The sequence below is a fragment of the Conexibacter sp. CPCC 206217 genome (genome assembly GCF_030646165.1).
Lineage (GTDB): Bacteria > Actinomycetota > Thermoleophilia > Solirubrobacterales > Solirubrobacteraceae > Conexibacter.
Genome location: NZ_JAUTDO010000012.1, coordinates 83,571 through 102,112 on the forward strand (window position 1 = coordinate 83,571; position 18,542 = coordinate 102,112).

Annotated in this window: 23 protein-coding genes; 9 read left to right on the plus strand and 14 right to left on the minus strand. The window is 71.0% G+C overall.

Annotated features, from left to right (window positions below):
* Nucleotides 1-6 precede the first annotated feature (6 nt).
* The 3 genes from Q7L65_RS24685 (at nt 7) to Q7L65_RS24695 (ending at nt 1,078) form a co-directional block, all read left to right on the plus strand.
* The gene (locus Q7L65_RS24685; protein WP_304725545.1) at nt 7-345 is read left to right on the plus strand and encodes a hypothetical protein; all 339 of its coding nucleotides are present in this window, start codon (nt 7-9) and stop codon (nt 343-345) included.
* 66 nt (nt 346-411) lie between these two features.
* Nucleotides 412-666, plus strand: coding sequence for a type II toxin-antitoxin system Phd/YefM family antitoxin (locus Q7L65_RS24690; protein WP_304725548.1), 255 nt, complete (start codon nt 412-414; stop codon nt 664-666).
* Complete coding sequence (locus Q7L65_RS24695) at nt 659-1,078, plus strand: type II toxin-antitoxin system VapC family toxin (protein ID WP_304725550.1); 420 nt, start codon at nt 659-661, stop codon at nt 1,076-1,078. Before Q7L65_RS24690 ends, Q7L65_RS24695 begins: the two co-directional genes overlap by 8 nt.
* Before the next feature lie 425 nt (nt 1,079-1,503).
* Here Q7L65_RS24695 and Q7L65_RS24700 read toward each other — a convergent pair whose 3' ends face one another.
* Complete coding sequence (locus tag Q7L65_RS24700) at nt 1,504-2,124, minus strand: hypothetical protein (RefSeq protein WP_304725552.1); 621 nt, start codon at nt 2,122-2,124, stop codon at nt 1,504-1,506.
* 118 nt (nt 2,125-2,242) lie between these two features.
* On the opposite strand from Q7L65_RS24700, the gene Q7L65_RS24705 reads away from it, so the two are divergent.
* Both Q7L65_RS24705 and Q7L65_RS24710 read left to right on the plus strand, forming a co-directional pair.
* On the plus strand, nt 2,243-3,091 hold the full coding sequence (locus Q7L65_RS24705) for a sulfurtransferase (protein WP_304725554.1): 849 nt from the start codon (nt 2,243-2,245) through the stop codon (nt 3,089-3,091).
* 20 nt (nt 3,092-3,111) lie between these two features.
* Nucleotides 3,112-3,858: an HD-GYP domain-containing protein gene (locus tag Q7L65_RS24710; RefSeq protein ID WP_304725556.1), complete on the plus strand. Its 747-nt coding sequence runs from the start codon at nt 3,112-3,114 to the stop codon at nt 3,856-3,858.
* A gap of 74 nt (nt 3,859-3,932) precedes the next feature.
* On the opposite strand, the gene secG is transcribed toward Q7L65_RS24710, so the two are convergent.
* The 4 genes from secG to Q7L65_RS24730 are packed head-to-tail and all read right to left on the minus strand — an operon-like array spanning nt 3,933 to nt 7,243.
* Nucleotides 3,933-4,160 (minus strand): preprotein translocase subunit SecG, encoded by a 228-nt coding sequence (secG, locus tag Q7L65_RS24715; RefSeq protein WP_304725558.1) that lies wholly within the window; start codon nt 4,158-4,160, stop codon nt 3,933-3,935.
* A 3-nt stretch (nt 4,161-4,163) separates the two neighbouring features.
* A complete protein-coding gene (locus Q7L65_RS24720; RefSeq protein WP_304725561.1) occupies nt 4,164-4,526 on the minus strand; it encodes a hypothetical protein in 363 nt (120 codons plus the stop codon).
* Nucleotides 4,527-4,536: 10 nt separating this feature from the next.
* Nucleotides 4,537-6,735 carry a heme lyase CcmF/NrfE family subunit gene (locus Q7L65_RS24725; RefSeq protein ID WP_304725563.1) on the minus strand — a complete coding sequence of 733 codons (2,199 nt, stop codon included), beginning with the start codon at nt 6,733-6,735 and terminating at the stop codon, nt 4,537-4,539.
* A 34-nt stretch (nt 6,736-6,769) separates the two neighbouring features.
* A complete protein-coding gene (locus Q7L65_RS24730) occupies nt 6,770-7,243 on the minus strand; it encodes a cytochrome c maturation protein CcmE (protein ID WP_304725565.1) in 474 nt (157 codons plus the stop codon).
* 130 nt (nt 7,244-7,373) lie between these two features.
* Here Q7L65_RS24730 and Q7L65_RS24735 point away from each other — a divergent pair, with 130 nt between their 5' ends.
* Complete coding sequence (locus tag Q7L65_RS24735; protein WP_304725569.1) at nt 7,374-7,607, plus strand: hypothetical protein; 234 nt, start codon at nt 7,374-7,376, stop codon at nt 7,605-7,607.
* 29 nt (nt 7,608-7,636) lie between these two features.
* Here the strand turns inward: Q7L65_RS24735 and Q7L65_RS24740 are convergent, their stop codons facing one another.
* Together Q7L65_RS24740 and Q7L65_RS24745 are read right to left on the minus strand one after the other, a co-directional pair.
* A complete protein-coding gene (locus tag Q7L65_RS24740) occupies nt 7,637-8,284 on the minus strand; it encodes a TetR/AcrR family transcriptional regulator (RefSeq protein WP_304725571.1) in 648 nt (215 codons plus the stop codon).
* Between the two features lie 43 nt (nt 8,285-8,327).
* A complete protein-coding gene (locus Q7L65_RS24745; RefSeq protein WP_304725572.1) occupies nt 8,328-10,367 on the minus strand; it encodes an acetoacetate--CoA ligase in 2,040 nt (679 codons plus the stop codon).
* A gap of 92 nt (nt 10,368-10,459) precedes the next feature.
* Here Q7L65_RS24745 and Q7L65_RS24750 point away from each other — a divergent pair, with 92 nt between their 5' ends.
* The 3 genes from Q7L65_RS24750 (at nt 10,460) to Q7L65_RS24760 (ending at nt 13,104) form a co-directional block, all read left to right on the plus strand.
* On the plus strand, nt 10,460-10,942 hold the full coding sequence (locus tag Q7L65_RS24750; RefSeq protein ID WP_304725575.1) for an ATP-binding protein: 483 nt from the start codon (nt 10,460-10,462) through the stop codon (nt 10,940-10,942).
* A 31-nt stretch (nt 10,943-10,973) separates the two neighbouring features.
* A complete protein-coding gene (locus Q7L65_RS24755; RefSeq protein ID WP_304725577.1) occupies nt 10,974-11,765 on the plus strand; it encodes a SigB/SigF/SigG family RNA polymerase sigma factor in 792 nt (263 codons plus the stop codon).
* A 163-nt stretch (nt 11,766-11,928) separates the two neighbouring features.
* Nucleotides 11,929-13,104: a CdaR family transcriptional regulator gene (locus Q7L65_RS24760; RefSeq protein ID WP_304725578.1), complete on the plus strand. Its 1,176-nt coding sequence runs from the start codon at nt 11,929-11,931 to the stop codon at nt 13,102-13,104.
* Nucleotides 13,105-13,107: 3 nt separating this feature from the next.
* On the opposite strand, the gene Q7L65_RS24765 is transcribed toward Q7L65_RS24760, so the two are convergent.
* From Q7L65_RS24765 to pstC, 7 genes are all read right to left on the minus strand, one after another.
* Nucleotides 13,108-13,608: a ferritin-like domain-containing protein gene (locus Q7L65_RS24765; protein ID WP_304725580.1), complete on the minus strand. Its 501-nt coding sequence runs from the start codon at nt 13,606-13,608 to the stop codon at nt 13,108-13,110.
* Nucleotides 13,609-13,670: 62 nt separating this feature from the next.
* Nucleotides 13,671-13,859 (minus strand): hypothetical protein, encoded by a 189-nt coding sequence (locus Q7L65_RS24770; RefSeq protein ID WP_304725581.1) that lies wholly within the window; start codon nt 13,857-13,859, stop codon nt 13,671-13,673.
* Between the two features lie 124 nt (nt 13,860-13,983).
* Complete coding sequence (locus Q7L65_RS24775) at nt 13,984-14,982, minus strand: diguanylate cyclase (RefSeq protein ID WP_304725583.1); 999 nt, start codon at nt 14,980-14,982, stop codon at nt 13,984-13,986.
* Between the two features lie 103 nt (nt 14,983-15,085).
* On the minus strand, nt 15,086-15,769 hold the full coding sequence (phoU, locus tag Q7L65_RS24780; protein WP_304725585.1) for a phosphate signaling complex protein PhoU: 684 nt from the start codon (nt 15,767-15,769) through the stop codon (nt 15,086-15,088).
* A 4-nt stretch (nt 15,770-15,773) separates the two neighbouring features.
* Nucleotides 15,774-16,556 carry a phosphate ABC transporter ATP-binding protein PstB gene (gene pstB / locus Q7L65_RS24785; RefSeq protein WP_304725631.1) on the minus strand — a complete coding sequence of 261 codons (783 nt, stop codon included), beginning with the start codon at nt 16,554-16,556 and terminating at the stop codon, nt 15,774-15,776.
* A gap of 107 nt (nt 16,557-16,663) precedes the next feature.
* Entirely contained in the window at nt 16,664-17,536 is an 873-nt protein-coding gene (pstA, locus tag Q7L65_RS24790; protein WP_304725587.1) for a phosphate ABC transporter permease PstA, read from the minus strand.
* Complete coding sequence (pstC, locus tag Q7L65_RS24795) at nt 17,533-18,540, minus strand: phosphate ABC transporter permease subunit PstC (RefSeq protein WP_304725588.1); 1,008 nt, start codon at nt 18,538-18,540, stop codon at nt 17,533-17,535. Before pstC ends, pstA begins: the two co-directional genes overlap by 4 nt.
* Nucleotides 18,541-18,542 lie beyond the last annotated feature (2 nt).

Below are 18,542 nucleotides of genomic sequence, written 5' to 3' on the forward strand. Positions count from 1 at the left end.
CCGGCGATGCCACCGGCTCTGACGTTTCACGCGAAGCTGGAGAATGCTCCTCGTGTCAGTGCGTGGGTCGCCGTGCGCGACGACCAGGACCTGATCGCACTGCACACCGCGATCCAGGAGGCGTTCGGCTGGGAGGACGATCACGAGCCGACCAGAACCGCCGACGTCTCCCTGGCCTCGCTCCCGCTGGCGGTCGGCAGCAGAATCGCGTACGTCTTCGACTTCGGCGATGAGTGGCGGGTGCGATTGACGCTGAGAGCGACCGAGGAGGACGACGGCGGCGACTATCCGCGGGTCGTCAGACGCCTTGGCGAGGTGCCGCCGCAGCATCCCGACGACGACTGATCCCCGCCCGCGGCGCATCCGTCGCGAGGCGGCGACATCCCGTAGCACGCGTGCTACATTCAACTGATGGGTCGGACGATCACGCAGCGCGAGCTGCGCAACTCCAGCGGGGACGTCATGCGCGCTCTCGATCGGGGCGAGAGTTTCGTCGTGACGCGTAACGGCATCCCGGTGGGCGAGCTGACGCCGGTGCGCCCGCGTCGGTTCGTGAGCGCCGAGGACGCCGTCGTCGCGTTCGGCGGCGCCGCTCCACTCGATTCCGCGCGCTTCCGCGACGACGTCGACGCGCTGCTCGACCAAGATCACGCGCCGCGTGCCTGACAGCCGCCACCCGCGCGGCCTGCTCGACACGTCGGTCGTCATCGATCTCGACCGGATCAGCCCGAGCCAGCTGCCGCACGAGCTTGCAATCTCCGCGATCACGCTCGCAGAGCTCGCCGCGGGTCCGCTCGCGACCGACGACCCACGCGAGCGCGCACGGCGCCAGGACCGGCTCCAACGCGCCGAGGCGACGTTCGACCCGCTCCCGTTCGACACCGACGCTGCCCGCGCCTACGGACGCATCTACGCATCGGTCGTCGAGGCGGGTCGAAAAGCTCGCGGACGACGGGCAGTCGACCTGCTGATCGCCGCCGCCGCACTCGCCGCCGAGCTTCCGCTCTACACCCGGAATCCCGACGACTTCGCCGCGCTCCCAGAGATCGAGGTCGTCGCGGTCTCTGCCGAGGCCTGATCGCGCAGCCGGCTGACAAGCCTCTGCCTCCCCACACGATCCGTCGGCGCCAGCAGCAGCTCGATCAACCTGTCGAGGTCGTCGCGGTTTGAGTGTCGTTCTCCCACCTGCACCTGTGAGCAGCACCCAGAAGGCCCCGCCACCGCGGGGCCTTCGTCGTTCTCGCTGAGGCGAACGCGCGTAGCACGGGTGCTACGAGCTTTGTGGTGACTCGCAACGCCGTTCCCGTGGGAGAGCTGACCCCGGTCCGCCCGCGACGGTTTGTCAGTGCGGAGAGCGCCGTGGCCGTCTTCAGCGGCGCGCCACCGATCGATCCGACGCGATTCCGCGACGACGTCGATGCGCTGCTCGATCGGCGCGCGGCCTCGGCGCTCGCTGCGGTCCAAGCGTGGCGAGAGCGCGCCGGTGCTGCCCCTCGGGCCGTCTCACCCCCTCCCACCCCACATCCGCAGATGCCGCGCATGCGCGGCCGCGCGTTCCTGCTCGTAGCGCTGCCTCGTCGACGCGGCGGCCTCGCGTGCGGCGCTGCGCTCGGCGGACAGCGCGCTACGGCGCTCTTGGTGGACTTGGAGGATCGCGGCGAGGCGGCCGATCGGCTTGTGGCTGTCGCGGCGCAGGCGCAGGCCGGCGACGATGCTCTTGCCCAGTCCGGCACGCTTGCGCGGCGGGGCGGAGATCGCGGTCGGCGGCGGCGGCGTGAAGATCAGGCCGCGGTCGCGGGCGAGCGGCCACGTCGTGCGGTCGCCGTTGTTGACCACCGTGACGACGTCGAAGTGGCCGGCCTGACGCGCGCTCCTGCGGCAGATGAACAGCAGCCACTCGCCCGCCTGCATGTACGCGTCGGCAGCGTTGGAGGAGCGATACCACTTCGGCGGGCGCGCCACCACGCGCCCCTCCTGCAGCAGCAGGTCGCGCGCGATCGGCTCGATCCCCTGCCGCCCCGCCACCGAAAGCCCGGCCCGCTCGCCGAAGCGCGCGATCGCATGGTCCGTGAAGCCGACGCGCCCGAGCGTCTTCCGATCGATCACCCGAGTGCTCGCCGCCATCGGGGCGGATCGTAGTGGCAGGCGGCCGCGCGCATCCGGCCCCACCACCCGCAACCGACGTGTGAACGGTCGCCTGTGCGCGCAGGACCCGGACCCAATATGTGGAAACCTGCGGTGGATGGATCCGCTCGTTACGAGGGAGTGGCTGGCTGTACGGCTGGAGGAGCCGCGGCTGCGCGTGGTCGACTGCCGCTTTCGGCTCGGCGACCCCGCCGCTGGGCGCGCGGCATACGCGGCCGGGCACATTCCGGGGGCGGTCTTCCTCGACCTCGACGAGGACCTCTCGTCGCCGCCGGGCGCCGAAGGCCCTGCGGGAAGAGGCCCGATCGGCGGCCGCCATCCCCTCCCCGACCTCGCCACCTTCGCGGCCGCCGCGCGCCGCGCGGGGATCGGCTCCGGCACCACCGTCGTCGCCTACGACGACGCGATGAGCGGCGGCGCCGCGCGGCTGTGGTGGCTGCTGCGGCACTGGGGCTTCGAGAACGCGGCCGTGCTCGACGGCGGGCTCAGCAGCTGGGACGGCCCGCTGCGCGCCGGCGCCGAACCTGACCCGCCGCCGCACGGCGACTTCGCGCCGGACGAAGGCCAAGCCCGCACCGACGACCTGATCAGCGCCGAGCAGATCGTCGCAGACATCGATCGCGCCCCCGCCGCCCGCGAGCTGCTCGTGCTCGACGCCCGCGCACCGGAGCGCTTCAGCGGCCGACACGAGCCGGTCGATCCGGTCGCCGGGCACATCCCCGGCTCGCGCAACCTGCCGCTCGCTACCGCCTTCCCCGCCCCCGCCGAGCTGCTGCACGACGACGGCAGGACGCTCGTCGCCTCGTGCGGCTCGGGCGTCAGCGCCACCGCGCTGGTGCTGTCGCTGGCGGCGGCCGGCAGGGAAGACGTGAAGCTCTACGCGGGTTCGTGGAGCGATTGGGTCGGGCGCGGTCTTGCAGCCGCAACCGGCGAAGCAGGCGAATGAGCGGGATAGGCTCCACGATGATGAGTGAGGAGCTCGAGCAGCTGCGGGAGGAGCTGGCACGACTGCGTGCCGCGCTTGCGCTGCGCGAGCGGGAGGCGGACGAGCGGGCGCGGGAGTTGCAGCGCTATTCCGACCAGTTGCGACGCGCCTCCGAGCTCGAGCACACACGCGCGCAGGAGCTGCGACGCTCCTACGACGCGACGGTGCGCGCGCTCGCGGACGCCGTCGAGGCGCGCGACGCCTACACCGGCAAGCACGCCGAGCGGGTCGCGGCATACGGGCTCGCGCTCGCGCGCGAGTGCGGGATGTGCGTCGAGGAGCCGCAGATCGAGTTCGGCTTCCTGCTGCACGACATCGGCAAGGTCGCGATCTCCGACGCGATCCTGCACAAGCCCGGGACGCTGACCGTGCCGGAACGGGACCTGATGCGCCGCCACCCGGTGATCGGCGACGAGATCGTCAGCGGGATCGAGTTCCTGAGCGAGGCGCGGCACGTCGTGCGCTCGCACCACGAGCGCTGGGACGGGACCGGCTACCCCGACCGTCTCGCCGGCGAGAAGATCCCGCTCGCCGCGCGCGTCTTCGCCGTCGCCGACACGTTCGACGCGCTCACCAGCGACCGTCCCTACCGCGCCGCGGCGTCGTTCGCGACCGCCCGCGACGTGATCGCGCAGGAGGCCGGGACGCAGTTCGACCCCGACGTCGCGCAGACGTTCCTGTCGCTGCCCGACGAAGCGCTGGAGCAGATCCGCCTCACGCTGCTCTGAACGCACGACGGGCGCCTCTGAGGGCGCCCGCGGAAGAAGCACGGCAAGGGCGCGCGCAAACCGCGCGCCCGTGTTCAGCCGAGTTTCAACAGGATGATCGTGTTGATGCCGAACGCGATCGCGAAGCCGAGCGTCCAGCGGTTCAGGTTGCGCTCGACGAGCGAGCCGCCGCCGAACGGACCGGAGCCTGTGCCGACGCCGAACGCGCCGGAGAGACCGGTGTCTCTGCCCGAGTGCATGAGGATCAGCAGCACGAGGACGATGGCGATGAAGATCTGGACTATCGACAGAAGCGTGTACATGGCTCAGCGCATCGTAGCCGACGACGCGTCCTCACGTGGCTTGTCCTGCTCGTCCGCCGCGACGGGAGCCACCGGGGCGGACGTCGCGGGCTCGAGCGAGTCGATCCGCCGCAGCAGCTGGATCGCCTCCGCGCGCAGCTCGCGATCCATCACGCGGTGGTCCTCCTTCGACAGCTTGCCGGTGCGGAAGTCCATCTCGGCGTCGCGGATCTCGCGGTACTTCGCCTCCTTCGCGGCCTCCAGCTCCGCCAGCTCGGCCGCCTCGCGCCGCTCGGCCTGCTCGATGTGACCGCCGCGCAGCGGCGCGGAGACGATCCACACGACCAGCAGGAACGCCGCCAGGATCAGCACGAACTCGATGAACACGCGCGCGCCTTCAGGTCCGCGCCAGGTCGCGGGCGAGCCGCGCGGCGTAGGTCGCGGTGACGCGACGGCGGGCCGTCGCGGGCGCGGGCCAGAGCGCGATCGCCCCGCCGCAGAAGGTGATCAGCGCGCCGATCCAGATCCACGTCGCCATCGGCGAGACGATCAGGCGGAAGTCAGCCGTCCACGGTCTCTCGACCCACCGTCTCGACAGCCCCGCGACCGCCTGGTCGCGCAGCGCGAAGAGCTGGTCGATCCCGGCCTGGTCGGGTCCTCTCGGATTCGCCAGCTCCGTTCTCATCGCCGCGGCGAACGTTCTGTTGCCCTCGTCGATGATTCTCTGCAGCGGCAGCAGGTCCGGGTTGATGACGGTCCAGATGTCGCGGCCGAAGCCCGCGCGCAGGCCGACCTCGCTCTCCGCCTCGCCCTGGAAGAAGCGCCCGAGGATCCCCAGCGAAGGGTCCTGCGACGGGTAGAAGCCGCGCGTCGTTCTGAGCGTCGCGACGTGCTTGCCCTGCTTCGAGACGTCGAGCACGGCGCCGAAGACGATCTTCTCCGGCAGCGCTCTGGAGTAGGCGCGCTGGTATCTGACGTCGAAGCCGTCGATCTTGGCCGACTGACCCGGTCTCAGCGCGACGTCCTTGGAGTGCGCGAACGACGACGAGATCGCGACGCCGAACAGCAGGATCGCGAAGCCGGCGTGGACCGTGTAGCCGCCGTAGCGGCGGCGGTTGCGGCGCACGAGCGAGATCAGCGCGAGCGGCGCGATCTCCGACGACATCGCCTGCCGGGCGCGCATGCCGCGGAACAGCTCCTGGCCGACGCCGGCGAGCACGAACGCGACCAGCGACGCGAACACGAGCGCCTTCGGCTGCTCGGTCGCGCCGGAGACGAACAGCAACGCGATCAGCGTGACGACGCCGGCGCCGATCGGGAAGACGAAGTTGCGGCGCAGGTTCGCGGCCGTCGCGCGGCGCCACGAGATCAGCGGCCCGATCCCGATCAGCGCGACCAGCACGAACGCGATCGGCGTCACGTAGCGGTCGAACCACGGCGGTCCGACGGACGCCTTCGTGCCCGTCACCGCCTCGGAGATGAGCGGGAAGAAGGTGCCCCAGAAGATCACGAAGCAGAGCCCGACGAGCAGGATGTTCTGCAGGATGAAGGCGGCCTCGCGCGACAGCAGCGAGTCGATCGAGTGCTCCGATCGCAGCGAGTCGCGGCGGTAGACGACGAGCCCGATCGAGCCGAGGATCATCGCGCCGATCAGGATCAGGAACGGGACGCCGAGCGTCGAGGCCCCGAACGCGTGGATCGAGTCGAGGATCCCCGAGCGCACGAGGAACGTGCCCATGATCGCAAGCGTGCCGGTCGCGAGCACGAGCGACACGTTCCAGACCTTCAGCATGCCGCGCTTCTCTTGGATCATGATCGAGTGGATGAACGCGGTGCCGCACAGCCACGGCATCAGCGACGCGTTCTCGACCGGATCCCAGGCCCAGTAGCCGCCCCAGCCCAGCTCGGTGTAGGACCAGCGCGCGCCGAGCACGATGCCGATCCCGAGGAACAGCCAGGCGGCGAGCGCGAAGCGGCGCGTGCCCTGGATCCACTCGGCGCCGAGCCGGTTGGAGATCAGCGCACCGATCGCGAACGCGAACGGGATCGAGAAGAGCGTGTAGCCCGAGTACAGCGCAGGCGGGTGGAACATCATCGCCGGATGGCGCAGCAGCGGGTTGAGGCCCGTGCCCTCGGAGGGCACCGACGCGAGCGTCGTGAAGGGGCTCTCTCTCCAGACGATCAGGAGCAGGAAGAAGGTCGCGAAGCCGAGCAGGATCGCTTGCGCGTAGGGCGCTATCTCGCGCAGGCTGCGGCGCGTCATGTACAGCACGAGGCTGGACCACAGCGACAGCAGCCAGACCCACAGCAGCAGCGAGCCTTCCTGCGAGGACCACGCCGCGGTCGCCTTGTAGAAGGTCGGTGTCGTCGTGCTGGAGTGCGAGGCGACGAGCGAGTAGGAGAAGTCCGAGCGCAGGAACGCGGCCTCGAGGATCGCGAACGTCAGCGTCAGCGTGCCGGCGAGCGCGTAGACGGCGCGACGACCGGAGTCGGTCCATGCGCGTCTGCGCTTGACGCCGCCGTAGATCGAGGCGCCGATGCCATAGATCGCGACGCCGAAGGCGAGGATCAGGAGCGCTCTGCCGACGGTGGCCATCAGCGCGCTTCGGTTGCGGCGCGACCGGCCCGCATCAGGAGGACGGCGACGCTCTCATGAGTTCCTCCGGAGCGCCTCTGGGCAGCGCCTCGGGCGCGACCTGGAACTTCGACGGGCACTTGGTGACCATCGAGTCCTTCTCACCCACGAAGACGGTGTTGGCGCTGTCGCTCAACCCTTCTCTGCCGAGCTGGACCTTGACCATCACGCCGCGTCCCTCGCGGAACGGGTCCGGGACGAGGCCCGTGTAGCGGACTCTCGCCGAGACTCTTCTGTGCGGGTCGAGGATGCGGAAGTACAGCACCCCGTCCCCGCGCACGACCGATCTCGGTGCGACGGTGCCGGCGAGCGTGTAGGTCTCGCCCGCTCTCGCCGTCTCGAGCAGTTGGCCCGCAGTCTTCTCGTCGCTGCCCGCGCTGAAGCTCGTGTAGACGAGCGCGCTCGCCAGCAGCAGAGCGGCCGTCGCGGCGACGACGAGGCGGATGCGGCGTTTGCGACTGGGGTCCATCAACGAGCCAGTATCGCACGCTCGGCTTCTCCACCCGTCCCCCCTTCCAGCGGCGTCCGCGCCATGACGTGAGGGTTTCAGCTCAATACCGCGAAACCATCTGCCGATCTCACTGTTAACGCTCATGACCGTGCAACTTCGACAGCCCCGTACATCCAAGCGCTCCGGCGGCGTGCGCAGCTTCGGACGGACGGCGACGGTGCAGGCACCGCGCCCGGCCCCCGAGCAGCGCCCGCGTCAGGATCGCGATGCAGGCGGCCCCGAGGATCGCGCGCTCTACCACTGCCACTGCGGCTTCGTCTTCCAAGCCAACGTGTCCGCCAGCGTCGGCTGCCCGCATTGCGGCAGCGCGCAGGCCTGGTAGCGCGCCCGCCCGTCCGGACCCAGCCCCGTTCAGTTTCGCGCCGCGTCGATCGCGGGCGTGATGATCCCGACCGATCGCATCACGAGATCCTCGCGCGGCACCTCGGGATGGCGATACCACCAGCTCGCGAGCCCGTGTATCGCCGACTTCAGCAGCTCGGCGAGGATCCGCAGCTGGCGTTCGCGGTCGGGATGGCCGCCGAAGATCGTCGGGTCGTTGCCGAGCGTCGCGCTGAGCCCCTCCGCGACGCGCTCCTCCAACTGGCGCACGATGTCGACGACCTCGGTCGTGCCCTGCACCTCCAGGAACAGCAGCCGGCAGGCGTCGGGGTACTGCTCGACGAAGCCGAAGAAGACGTCGATCGCGCCGTAGACGCGCTGCTCGCCCGCCAGCGGCGCGATCGTCGTCGCGACGAGCCCGTCGATGTCGGCGCGGATCGCGTCGAGCAGGACCGTGTACAGCTCCCGCTTGGAGGCGAAGTGGTCGTACACGACCGCCTTCGAGATCCCCGCTGCAGCGGCGATCCCGTCCATCGACGCCGCGTGGTAGCCGCGCTCGGCGAAGAGCCTCACAGCAGCCCTGAGGATCAGCTCGCGGCGTTCGGGCGCGGGCAGGCGGCGGCGCTGCTCGAGCGCGCCCTGCGCCGCCGGATCGGGCCTTGTCCCCCAGTTCGTCACGTCGAGATTCTTACCGATCGCGGCGACAGACAGAAATGTCGTGCTAAAAGGCGGATGCGGCCCGTCGCGCGAACCAGTCCAGCGCCGTGGGATTCGCCAGCGCGTCGCGGCTGGCGGCCTGCGCGGGCGCCACACCGGAGAGGATCCGCTTGACCGGGACCTCCAGCAGCTTGCCGGAGAGCGTGCGCGGAACCTCGGCGATCTGCTCGATCGCGTCCGGCACGTGGCGCGGCGAGCAGTCGCTGCGGATCTGGCGGCGGATCGCGCCCGCCAGCTCGTCGTCCAGCCGCAATCCCTCGCGCAGCACGACGAAGAGCGCGATCCAGCCCTCCGTGCCGGGCTTCGGCAGGTCGACGACGAGCGCGTCTGTGACCGCTTCGAGCGCCAGCACGGAGCGGTACAGCTCCGCCGTGCCCATCCGCACGCCGCCGCGGTTGATCGTCGAGTCCGAGCGCCCGGAGATGATCGCGGTGCCGCGCGGCGTGATCTCGATCCAGTCGCCGTGGCGCCAGACGCCCGGGAACATGTCGAAGTACGCCTCGCGGTAGCGCGAACCATCGGCATCGCCCCACAGGAACAGCGGCATCGACGGCAGCGGCTCGGTCAGCACCAGCTCGCCGACCGCGCCGATCAGCGCGTGGCCGTCGGGATCGAACGCCTCGATCTTCGCGCCGAGCGCGCGCGCCTGCAGCTCGCCGCGGTAGACCGGCAGCGTCGGCACGCCGCCGACGAACGCGCTGCAGACGTCGGTCCCGCCGGAGGTCGAGAACAGCCACACGTCGGAGCCGAGGTGACGGTAGACCCACTCGAAGCCCTCGGGCGCCAGCGGCGAGCCGGTCGAGCCGACGGCGTGCAGGTGGCTGAGGTCGTGGCTGGCGCCGGGCGCAAGCCCGTCCTTGATGCACGCCGCGATGTAGGAGGCGCTCGTGCCGAAGGTCGTGATCCCGGCGTCCTCGGCCAGCTGCCACAGGCGATCGAGCGTCGGATGGCCGGGATTGCCGTCGTAGAGGACGATCGAGGCCGGCGTCAGGAGACAGCCGACAAGGAAGTTCCACATCATCCAGCCGGTCGTCGTGAACCAGAAGATGCGGTCGTCCGGTTGCGCGTCGACGTGCAGGTTCTGGTGCTTGAGCTGCTCCAGCAGGATCCCGCCGTGGCCCTGCACGATCGCCTTCGGCAGCCCCGTCGTGCCGGAGCTGTAGAGGATCCACAGCGGGTGGTCGAACGGGAGCGGGGCGAATTCGAGCACGGGCGCGGGCACCTGCTCGTCGGCCGCGGGCGACTCGCCGGCGGCAGGGTCGCTGCTGCCGGTCGCGCCCGCGACGAACGCGTCGAACCCGACGGCGTCCGCCAGGCCGCCGAGGTCCGCGTGCGGATCGAGGTAGCGCAGCACGACGGTCCGTCTCAGCGTCGGCAGCTCGCGCTGCAGCTCGGCGACGACGGCGAGGCGGTCGAACGGCTTGCCGCCGTACCGGTAGCCGTCGACCGTCAGCAGCAGCGACGGCTCGATCTGCGCGAAGCGGTCGGCGACGCCTCTGGCGCCGAAGTCCGGCGAGGCGCTGGACCAGATCGCGCCGATCGAGGCGCACGCGAGCAGCGCCGCGACGGTCTCCACCACGTTCGGCATGTACGCGACGACGCGGTCTCCGGAGCCGATCCCCTCCGCCCGCAGCGCGGCCGCGACCCGGGCGGTCAGATCGCGCAGCTCGCCCCACGTCGTCTCCGCCAGCGGCCGCAGCTCGCTCGCGTGGCGGATCGCGACGGCGTCGTCGTCGCGGTCGCGGAAGACGTGCTCGGCGTAGTTGAGCGTCGCGCCGGGAAACCACTGCGCACCCGGCATCTCGCGGCGGCCGAGGACGCGCTCGTAGGGCGTGTGCGCGATCACCTCGAAGTAGTCCCAGATCGCCGCCCAGAACGCCTCCGGCTCGTCGACCGACCACTGCCACAGCGCCGCGTAGCCGTCGGCGCGCACGTCGCGCTCCTGCGCCAGCCAGCGCGCGAAGCGGGTCAGCTGGGCGCGCTGCGCCCGCGCGAGCTCGGGCGTCCACAGGACCGGCGGGGTGGTGTCGTTCGCAGCGGCCATCTCTCCGCGCCGGAATCTACGGCATCGGCGCGCGCCGCTCGCCGGCAGAAACGCTGCGGTTGCAGGCGCAACGACCGGTGTACGATCGGGCGATGCGACTGACGCTGCCGGCCACGGCCGAGAGCGTGCCCGTGGCACGGCATGAGGTCGCGCGGCTCGTGCGAGCGAGCGGCGCGAGCGAGCGAGCGCTCGCCGACGTCGCGCTGGCCGTCAGCGAGGCCTGCACGAACGTCGTGCTGCACGCCTACCGCGACCACGACGTGCCCGGCACGCTGTCGCTCGACGCGACGCTGCACGACGGCGAGCTGGAGGTCGTCGTCTCCGACGAGGGCAGCGGCGTGCACCCGCGCGACGACAGCCCGGGGCTCGGGATGGGGATGGCGCTGATGGCGGCCGTCGCGACCGGCGTCCAGCTCGACCACGACGGTGCCGCGACGCGCGTGCGGCTGACGTTCGACCTCCGCCTCGCGCACGCTGACACCGGCGAGCAGCCGGCCGAATCGGTCGCCGCCGAGCCGGGCAGACCACTGGTCGACGCGGATCGATCCGCGCCACAGGTCACCGATCGCGATTGACCTCCGTGGGGCCCGGGTAATCGTGTGACACATGGGACCTGCTCCGAATCTCGCAACCAAGCCGGCCGCGTCGCCTCGTCAGCGCTCGGCCTCCTCGCTGCTGCGCACCCGCATGCTGGCGGCGAGAGCACGCAAGGGCGATTCGCAGGCGCGTGAGGCGCTGATCGCCGAGCACCTTCCCCTCGCGCGAGCGCTCGCACGGCGATATCGGCGCGGCAGCGAGAGCCTCGACGACCTCGTGCAAGTCGCGTCGGTCGGGCTGATCAAGGCGGTCGACCGCTTCGATCCCGATCGCGGGCATTCCTTCTCCACCTTTGCGCAGCCTACGATCGTCGGCGAGCTGCTGCGCCACTTCCGCGACACCGGCTGGGGCGTCCACGTCGCCCGCGGCACGCAGGAGCTGGCGCTGAAGGTCCGCAACGCCGCCGAGGCGATCGAGACCGAGACGGGCGCCTCCGCGACCCCGCGCCAGCTGGCAGCGCGCACCGGCGCCGACCTTGAGGCCGTCGTCGAGGCGCTCGGCGCGCTCGCGAACCGCACCGCGCTGTCGCTCGCGACGCCGGCCGGCCACGACGACGAGGGCGACGCGACGATCGCGGACACGCTCGGCACGACCGAGGACGGCTACAAGATGGCCGAGGCGCGCGCGCTGCTGACGCCGGCGCTGCGACATCTTCCCGAGCGCGAGCAGCGGATCCTGCGGATGCGCTTCGTCGACGACCTGACACAGAGCGAGATCGCGACCGAGATCGGCGTCTCGCAGATGCAGATCTCGCGGCTGCTGCGCCAGTCGCTCGACCGCCTGCACGAGCTGACGCGCTGACCCGCGACGGCGGGGAGCGTCGCGCGCGACCTGCGCGCCGCTCCCCGCCATCGCCCCGGGACGGAATCCGCATTGCCACGATATGCGCAGTTCGCGCGCATCTCTACGCGCGGTCCGCACGCAAGCGGCGCCCGCTTCATAGGTTTCCTCTAGTTTCTGCGTGATGCCGACAGCTCCGCGCGAGCAGATCGCCGGGCACCTGCGCGCGAGCGCCGACGCGCTCGCCGACGCGGTGCTCACGCGCGTCCAGGCCTGCGCGCCCGGGAACGCCTCGCCCGACGCGGCGACGCTGCGCAACCTGCGGCTCGGAGCGAGAGCGGCGGTCGACTTCTTCCTCGCGCGCCTGGCGGTCGACGACGAGCCCGACACCGCCCTGTTCGTCGCGCACGGACGGGCGCAGCAGGCGGCCGGGCGGTCGCTGCCGGAGCTGCTGGCGTTCTACCGGCTCGGCGGAATGGCGATGTGGGAGGGCGCGCAGGCGCTGCCGATCAGCCACGAGCTGGCGCCGGAGGCGATCTTCATGCTCGGCGCCGAGGCGCTCGGCACCGTCGACGCGCTGTCGGTCGCCGCGGTCGAGGGCTTCACGACGCAGGAGGCGGAGACGCTGCGGCGCGAGCTGGCGCGGCGCGAGCGGCTCGCCTCGCTGCTGCTGAGCGACCGCCCGAGCGCGCCGGAGCAGCTGCTCGCCGCCGCCGAGGCGGCCGGCTGGACGCTGCCGCCGCGCGTGCGCGTCGCGGTCGCCGCGCTGCCGATCGAGCCGCCGCCCGGCAGCACCCGCGCGGGGCCGGCGCGCGTGCTCGGCGCGACCGTCGACGGCGGCCGCCGGGCGCTCGTCGTCGCCGCCGACGACGACGCCGAGGCCGAGCCGTGGCTGCTGCGCGCCGCCCGCGCCCAGCACCTGGAGCCGCCGCTGGCGATCGGCCCGGCCGTCGCCCCTGCCCATGCCGCCCGCAGCCTCGCCCGCGCGGCAGCGCTGCTGGACCAGGCGCCGGCGCTCGCCGCCGCGCCCGTCCCCTTCCCCCTCCTGCGCTGCGACGACCACGAGATCGACCTGCTGCTCGGCGCCGCGCCGGAGCTGGCGCGGGCGGTCGTGACGCGGCGACTCGCCGCATTCGACGGACTCGCCGCGACGCAGCGCGAGCGGCTGTTGGAGACGCTCGCCGGCTGGCTCGCCCACCCGGCGCGGCCGCAGGCGATCGCGGACGAGCTGGGCGTCCACGTGCAGACGGTCCGCTATCGCCTGCGCCAGCTGCGCGAGCTGCTCGGGACCGCGCTCGACGACCCCGAGGCCCGCTTCGAGCTGAGCGTCGCGCTGCGGGCGCGTCAGCTCACCGTCTGAGGCTCAGTCCTCAAACTCGCGCAGGTAGCGCTCGAACTGCCGCATGTGGCCTTCCTCGTCGCGCAGCACGTCGATCACCATGTCCTGCGTCGCCCAGTCGACGCCGTCACACACCTCGATGATGCGCGTGTAGTGCTCGATCGCACCGGCCTCCGCTTCGATCACGCCACGAATCACCGTCACGACGTCGGTCGCGTCGTCGGGCGGCTGCAGGAAGGTCTGCTCGGCGACGAACTGCAGCGAGCCGGGCGGGGTGCCGTACAGCTCCTTGATCCGCTGCGCGAACGCTCTCGCGTGGCCGAGCTCCTCGGTCACGTCGGCGGCAAGCGCTTCGGCGACCTCTTCCGCGCGGATGCCGTCGAGGTTGGCGGCGTTGGCGAGGTAGCTCATCACCGTCTCCATCTCCATCCAGTACGCGCGCGTCAGCAGCTGGACGATCTCCTGCCGCTTGTCGGCGTGTCTGTCGGCCAGGATCCCGGCCGAGGCGTTGCGCGTCGTGGGCATGGTCCGCTCCTTCGTTGGCAGGCGGCCGGGCCCGGCCGCGACGAATGGAGGTGACGCTAGCGCTACAGCTCTGAGCTGTCGAGCGGCGCGAGCGGACCGGCGGCCACCTGCTGCGCGGCGCACCAGGCCGTGAAGCGGCCTTCCGGCGTCGCGAGCCAGTCGTGCAGATCGCGTTCGAAGCGCAGCCAGCGGCGTGCGCGGAAGCCGACGAGGGGGAAGTCTTCGGTGTGGTCGATCGTCGTGTCAGGCATGGTGGTTAGGTCGCCCTAAGAAGGTCGCCCTAATGTAGCAAGCCCGGCACGTCAGGATGCAGACGCCCCGCCGCAGCCACGACCGACGACAGGTAGGGACGCCCGGCGACGGGTCAGCCCCCGCCTACCGCGCGTCCTTGGCCTCGTACAGCCGCAGGTCCGCGCGCGCGAGGCAGGCGTCGAGCGACTCGCCGCGCTGCCACGCGGCCACGCCGACCGACCAGCTCGCGTCGTGCGCCTCGCGCATCCGCGCCAGCGGTCTGCGCGCGTCCTCCTCCGAGGTCGCGGGGAACAGCACGACGAACTCGTCGCCGCCGAAGCGCGCGAGCAGGTCGCCCGGCCGCAGCGCCCGACCCCATTCGCGCGCGAGGTCTCTCAGCAGACGGTCGCCGGCGGCGTGGCCGTGCGCGTCGTTGACCTCCTTGAAGCCGTCGAGGTCGACGAGCGCGATCGTCGCCTGGTAGCCGGTCCGCCCCGCCAACGCCAGCTCGCGCGTCGCCGCCTTCGAGAAGCCGTTGCGGTTGAGCAGGCCGGTGAGGTGGTCGCCGTCGGCCTGCGAGCGCAGCCGTTCGCTGATCGTCCCGAGCGCGATCGCCGACGCCCACAGCGTCACGACGATGATCACGAACTGCGCCCCGGTTCTCGGCACGTCCGCGACGACGAAGGCGGCCGCGAGCCCGACCGTCATCAGCGCGACGTGCACCCGGATCGCCTGCCGCTCGAAGAAGATCGCGACGTAGACGGTCAGCCAGATCAGCGACCACGCCGTCATCATCATGCCGCCGTTGGTCGCCGCCTGGCTGATCAGCAGACAGGCGCAGCCGCCGACGAACACGATCCCCGCGTGCAGCACCCACTGCGGGGCGCGCGCGCCGGCGGCCAGCACCCCGATGCCGACCACGAAGCCGATCGGCGTCAGCACGGCACCGAGCCGCACGGGCGCTCTGTCGGTCAACGGGAAGAGCGTCCCGAGCAGGCAGCAGAAGGCCGCCACGAGCAGCAGCAGGCCGAGCATCGCGACCTCCGGCGGGAGGCTCGCGCGCCAGTGGCTCAGTCGTCGCAGGTATCGGGCAGAGACCGGCATGCGCGCGGTCTCCCGTGCGCTCGCCCGGAATCGTTCCATCGCCTGGAGGATTCGGCACGGATCGCCTTGGGCTTGAGCGAACGTCTGTGCGCCGACAGGCGGCGCACGGTCGCAGTCAGTCTTCAGGGTGGGTCGCGACGCGTCAGGACGACGCGTCGGAGAACTCCTGGAACAGCCCGGTGACGACGAACGCCGTCTGCTCGCCGATGTCGACGGCGTTGTCGCCGACGCGCTCCAGCGCACGCGCGACGAGGATCATGTGCGTCGCCCACTCGCGCGTGTCGGGGTCGTCGCCGATCTCGATCGCGAGCTGGAAGATCTCGCGCTGCAGGCGGTTGATCTTGCCGTCCTGGCGCACGAGGTCGCGCGCCAGCTCGACGTCACGCGCGGCGAACGCCGCCTTGCTCTGGCGCACGAGGCTGTCCGCCAGCGTCCCCATCTGCAGGATCTTCGACAGCAGCGGCGGATGCACCGGCGCTTCGTAGCCCGTCAGCGGGATCAGCTTCGCGATGTTGACGCACTGGTCGCCGATCCGCTCGATGTGCTTGATCACGTGCAGCAGCGCCGCGATCAGGCGCAAGTCTCCGGCGACCGGCGCCTGCCGCGCGAGCAGCGACAGGACGCCCTGGTTGACCTCCAGGTAGCGGCCGTCGACGCGATCGTCCTCGACTATCACCAGCTCGGCCAGCTCGACGTCCTGATGCTCCAGCGCCTGCAGCACGCGACCGAGCTGCCCCGTCACGAGGTCGACGCCGCCGAGCGCCTGGTGCTCGAGCTCGGCGAGCTCGTCCTGGAAGTGTCTGCGTCCGTCGTTGGCGATGGCCACGACGCTATCCGAACTTGCCCGTCACGTACTCCTCCGTGCGCGAATCGTCCGGGTTCGTGAAGATCTTCGTCGTCGGGCCGTGCTCCACCAGCTCGCCGTCGAGCATGAACGCCGTCGAGTCGGCGACACGGGCCGCCTGCTGCATGTTGTGCGTGACGATCACGATCGTGATCGAGTGCTTCAGCTCCTCGACCAGCTCCTCGATCTTCAGCGTCGAGATCGGGTCCAGCGCCGACGCCGGCTCGTCCATCAGCAGCACGTCGGGGTTGACCGCGAGCGCACGCGCGATGCAGAGGCGCTGCTGCTGGCCGCCGGAGAGGCCGATGCCGGGCTGGTCGAGACGGTCCTTGACCTCTTCCCACAGGCCCGCGCCGCGCAGCGCTCTCTCGACGTTCTCGTGCTCGACCTTGCGCGCCGTCAGCTTCAGGCCCGAGCCGACGTTGTCGAAGATCGACATCGTCGGGAACGGGTTCGGCTTCTGGAACACCATGCCGATCGAGCGGCGCACGGCGACGACGTCGACCTTCGAGTCGTAGACGTCGACCTCGTCGAGCGTCACCCGACCCTGGGCTCTGGCGCCGGGGATCTCCTCGTGCATGCGGTTGATGCAGCGCACGACGGTCGACTTGCCGGAGCCCGACGGGCCGATCAGCGCCGTCGCCTTGTTCGCCTCGAACACCAGCGACAGATCCTTGACGGAGTGCATCCCGCCATACCAGGCGTTCAGTCTCTCCAGCTTGACGCCGGGCGCGACGCGCGTGACGGTGCCCGCCTCGCGCGCCTGCACGACCGGCCGCTCCGGCGCGACGTGCTGCTCGAAGTCGGGCGCCGGCAGCGGGTTCTGCGAGCCGCCCACGGCGGTGTCCTCGCGCAGCGGATTCGTAAGGTCTTCGCTCACGACAAACGGCTCCTTCGCTGGATCAGTCGCGCCAGCAGGGTCAGGATCAGGATCATCACCACGAGGGTGAGTGCGGCACCCCAGGCGATCGCGACAAGGCGGTCCTGCGCCTGTCCGACGTTCTGGAAGATCAACAGCGGCAGCGAGTTCATGCGGTCGTCGAGGTTGAACGTCGTCGCATTGACGAACGCCGCCGTGAACAGCAGCGGAGCGGTCTCGCCGGCCGCGCGCGCGACCGCGAGCAGCATGCCCGTGACCATGCCCGGCAGCGCCGCCGGCAGGACGACCCGCATGATCGTGCGCCAGCGTGGTGCGCCGAGCGCGTACGACGCCTCGCGCAGCGTGTTGGGCACGAGCAGCAGCACGACCTCGGCCGAGCGCGTCACGACCGGCAGCATCAGCAGCGCGAGCGCGATCGAGCCCTTGTACCCGGCGAACGACGTGCCGCCGAAGCCGGAGATCACCAGCGTGATGTAGACGAACAGGCCGAAGACGATCGACGGCACGCCCGTCATCACGTCGATGAAGTAGCGGACCGCGTGCGCGAGCTTGGACTCTCTGCCGTACTCGACGAGCCAGACCGCGACGCCGATGCCGATCGGGATCGCGACGACGGCCGCGAGCGCGACCATCAGGACCGTGCCGACGATGGCGCTCTTGATGCCGCCCGGATCGCCGAGGAACGAGCCGCTTGGGTCGGTCGTGAAGAAGCTCCAGCTGATCGCGCCGAGGCCCTTCTTGAGCAGGTAGTAGACGACCAGCACGAGCGGCACGAGCGCGACGAGCGTGAGCGCGAGCACGAAGCCGCGCCAGCCCTTGTCGACGCGCTGGCGGCGCGGGCTGACGGATTCGATCTTGAACGCGCTCATCCCGCCATCCCCGCTGCCGGCTTGCGGGCAGCGCGCGTACCGCGCTCGGCCCGCACGACGAAGGTGCGTGCGATCGCGTTGACCAGCAGCGTCAGCACGAACAGCACGAGGCCGGCCGCGATCAGCGCGGCGCGGTGCTGCGGATCGGAGGCCGCCTCGCCGAACTCGTTCGCGATCACGGCCGCGAGCGTGTAGCCCTGCTGGAAGATCGAGTCACCGATCACCGGCGCGTTGCCGATCACGAGCGTGACGGCGATCGTCTCGCCGATCGCGCGGCCGAGGCCGAGCATCGCGCCACCGGCGATGCCGGCGCGCGAGTACGGGATCACGGCCATGCGGATCATCTCCCAGCGCGTCGCGCCGAGCGCGAGCGCCGCCTCCTTGTGCTCGCGCGGGACGGTCGACATGACCTCGCGTGAGATCGCCGAGCAGATCGGCAGGATCATGATCGCGAGGATCAGCCCGGCGATGAAGTAGTTCGGTCCGGCGACCGTCCCCCCGACGAACGGGATGAACGAGAAGGTGTCGGCGAACCATCTCTCGGCCGGCTGCAGCTTGGGGATCAGGAAGAAGAAGCCCCAGAGGCCGTAGACGACGGAGGGGACCGCGGCCAGCAGCTCGACGAGCACCGTCATCGGCTGTCTGATGCGGCGCGGCGCGAGCTCGGTGACGTAGAGCGCGGTCGCGACCGCGACCGGCACGCCGATCACCAGCGCGATCACCGACGTTATGAGCGTGCCGGCGATCAGCGGAACTGCACCGTAGATCTGTCTCGACGGAATCCAGTCGGCGCCGAAGAGGTAGCTGAAGACCCCCTCGTCGGAGAAGACCGGCTCCGACTCGATGATCAGTCGGATGAAGAAGAACGCGATGAGGACGATGACGCCGACCGACAGCGCCGTCAGTCCCCATTTCAGAACGCGATCGGGAAGCCGGGCCGCCGGAGAGCCCTCCAGCTGCTCTCTTCGGCGTTCCCCGGCGGCTTTGAGTGTTCCGGCTCCCATGT

Coding starts and splice junctions, on each gene's coding strand:
- Q7L65_RS24685 (WP_304725545.1), top strand. CDS start 7: ATGCCACCGGCTCTGACGTTTCACGCGAAGCTGGAGAATGCTCCTCGT.
- Q7L65_RS24690 (WP_304725548.1), top strand. CDS start 412: ATGGGTCGGACGATCACGCAGCGCGAGCTGCGCAACTCCAGCGGGGAC.
- Q7L65_RS24700 (WP_304725552.1), bottom strand. CDS start 2,124: ATGGCGGCGAGCACTCGGGTGATCGATCGGAAGACGCTCGGGCGCGTC.
- Q7L65_RS24705 (WP_304725554.1), top strand. CDS start 2,243: ATGGATCCGCTCGTTACGAGGGAGTGGCTGGCTGTACGGCTGGAGGAG.
- Q7L65_RS24710 (WP_304725556.1), top strand. CDS start 3,112: ATGAGTGAGGAGCTCGAGCAGCTGCGGGAGGAGCTGGCACGACTGCGT.
- secG (WP_304725558.1), bottom strand. CDS start 4,160: ATGTACACGCTTCTGTCGATAGTCCAGATCTTCATCGCCATCGTCCTC.
- Q7L65_RS24725 (WP_304725563.1), bottom strand. CDS start 6,735: ATGGCCACCGTCGGCAGAGCGCTCCTGATCCTCGCCTTCGGCGTCGCG.
- Q7L65_RS24730 (WP_304725565.1), bottom strand. CDS start 7,243: ATGGACCCCAGTCGCAAACGCCGCATCCGCCTCGTCGTCGCCGCGACG.
- Q7L65_RS24745 (WP_304725572.1), bottom strand. CDS start 10,367: ATGGCCGCTGCGAACGACACCACCCCGCCGGTCCTGTGGACGCCCGAG.
- Q7L65_RS24750 (WP_304725575.1), top strand. CDS start 10,460: ATGCGACTGACGCTGCCGGCCACGGCCGAGAGCGTGCCCGTGGCACGG.
- Q7L65_RS24755 (WP_304725577.1), top strand. CDS start 10,974: ATGGGACCTGCTCCGAATCTCGCAACCAAGCCGGCCGCGTCGCCTCGT.
- Q7L65_RS24760 (WP_304725578.1), top strand. CDS start 11,929: ATGCCGACAGCTCCGCGCGAGCAGATCGCCGGGCACCTGCGCGCGAGC.
- Q7L65_RS24765 (WP_304725580.1), bottom strand. CDS start 13,608: ATGCCCACGACGCGCAACGCCTCGGCCGGGATCCTGGCCGACAGACAC.
- Q7L65_RS24770 (WP_304725581.1), bottom strand. CDS start 13,859: ATGCCTGACACGACGATCGACCACACCGAAGACTTCCCCCTCGTCGGC.
- Q7L65_RS24775 (WP_304725583.1), bottom strand. CDS start 14,982: ATGGAACGATTCCGGGCGAGCGCACGGGAGACCGCGCGCATGCCGGTC.
- pstA (WP_304725587.1), bottom strand. CDS start 17,536: ATGAGCGCGTTCAAGATCGAATCCGTCAGCCCGCGCCGCCAGCGCGTC.
- pstC (WP_304725588.1), bottom strand. CDS start 18,540: ATGGGAGCCGGAACACTCAAAGCCGCCGGGGAACGCCGAAGAGAGCAG.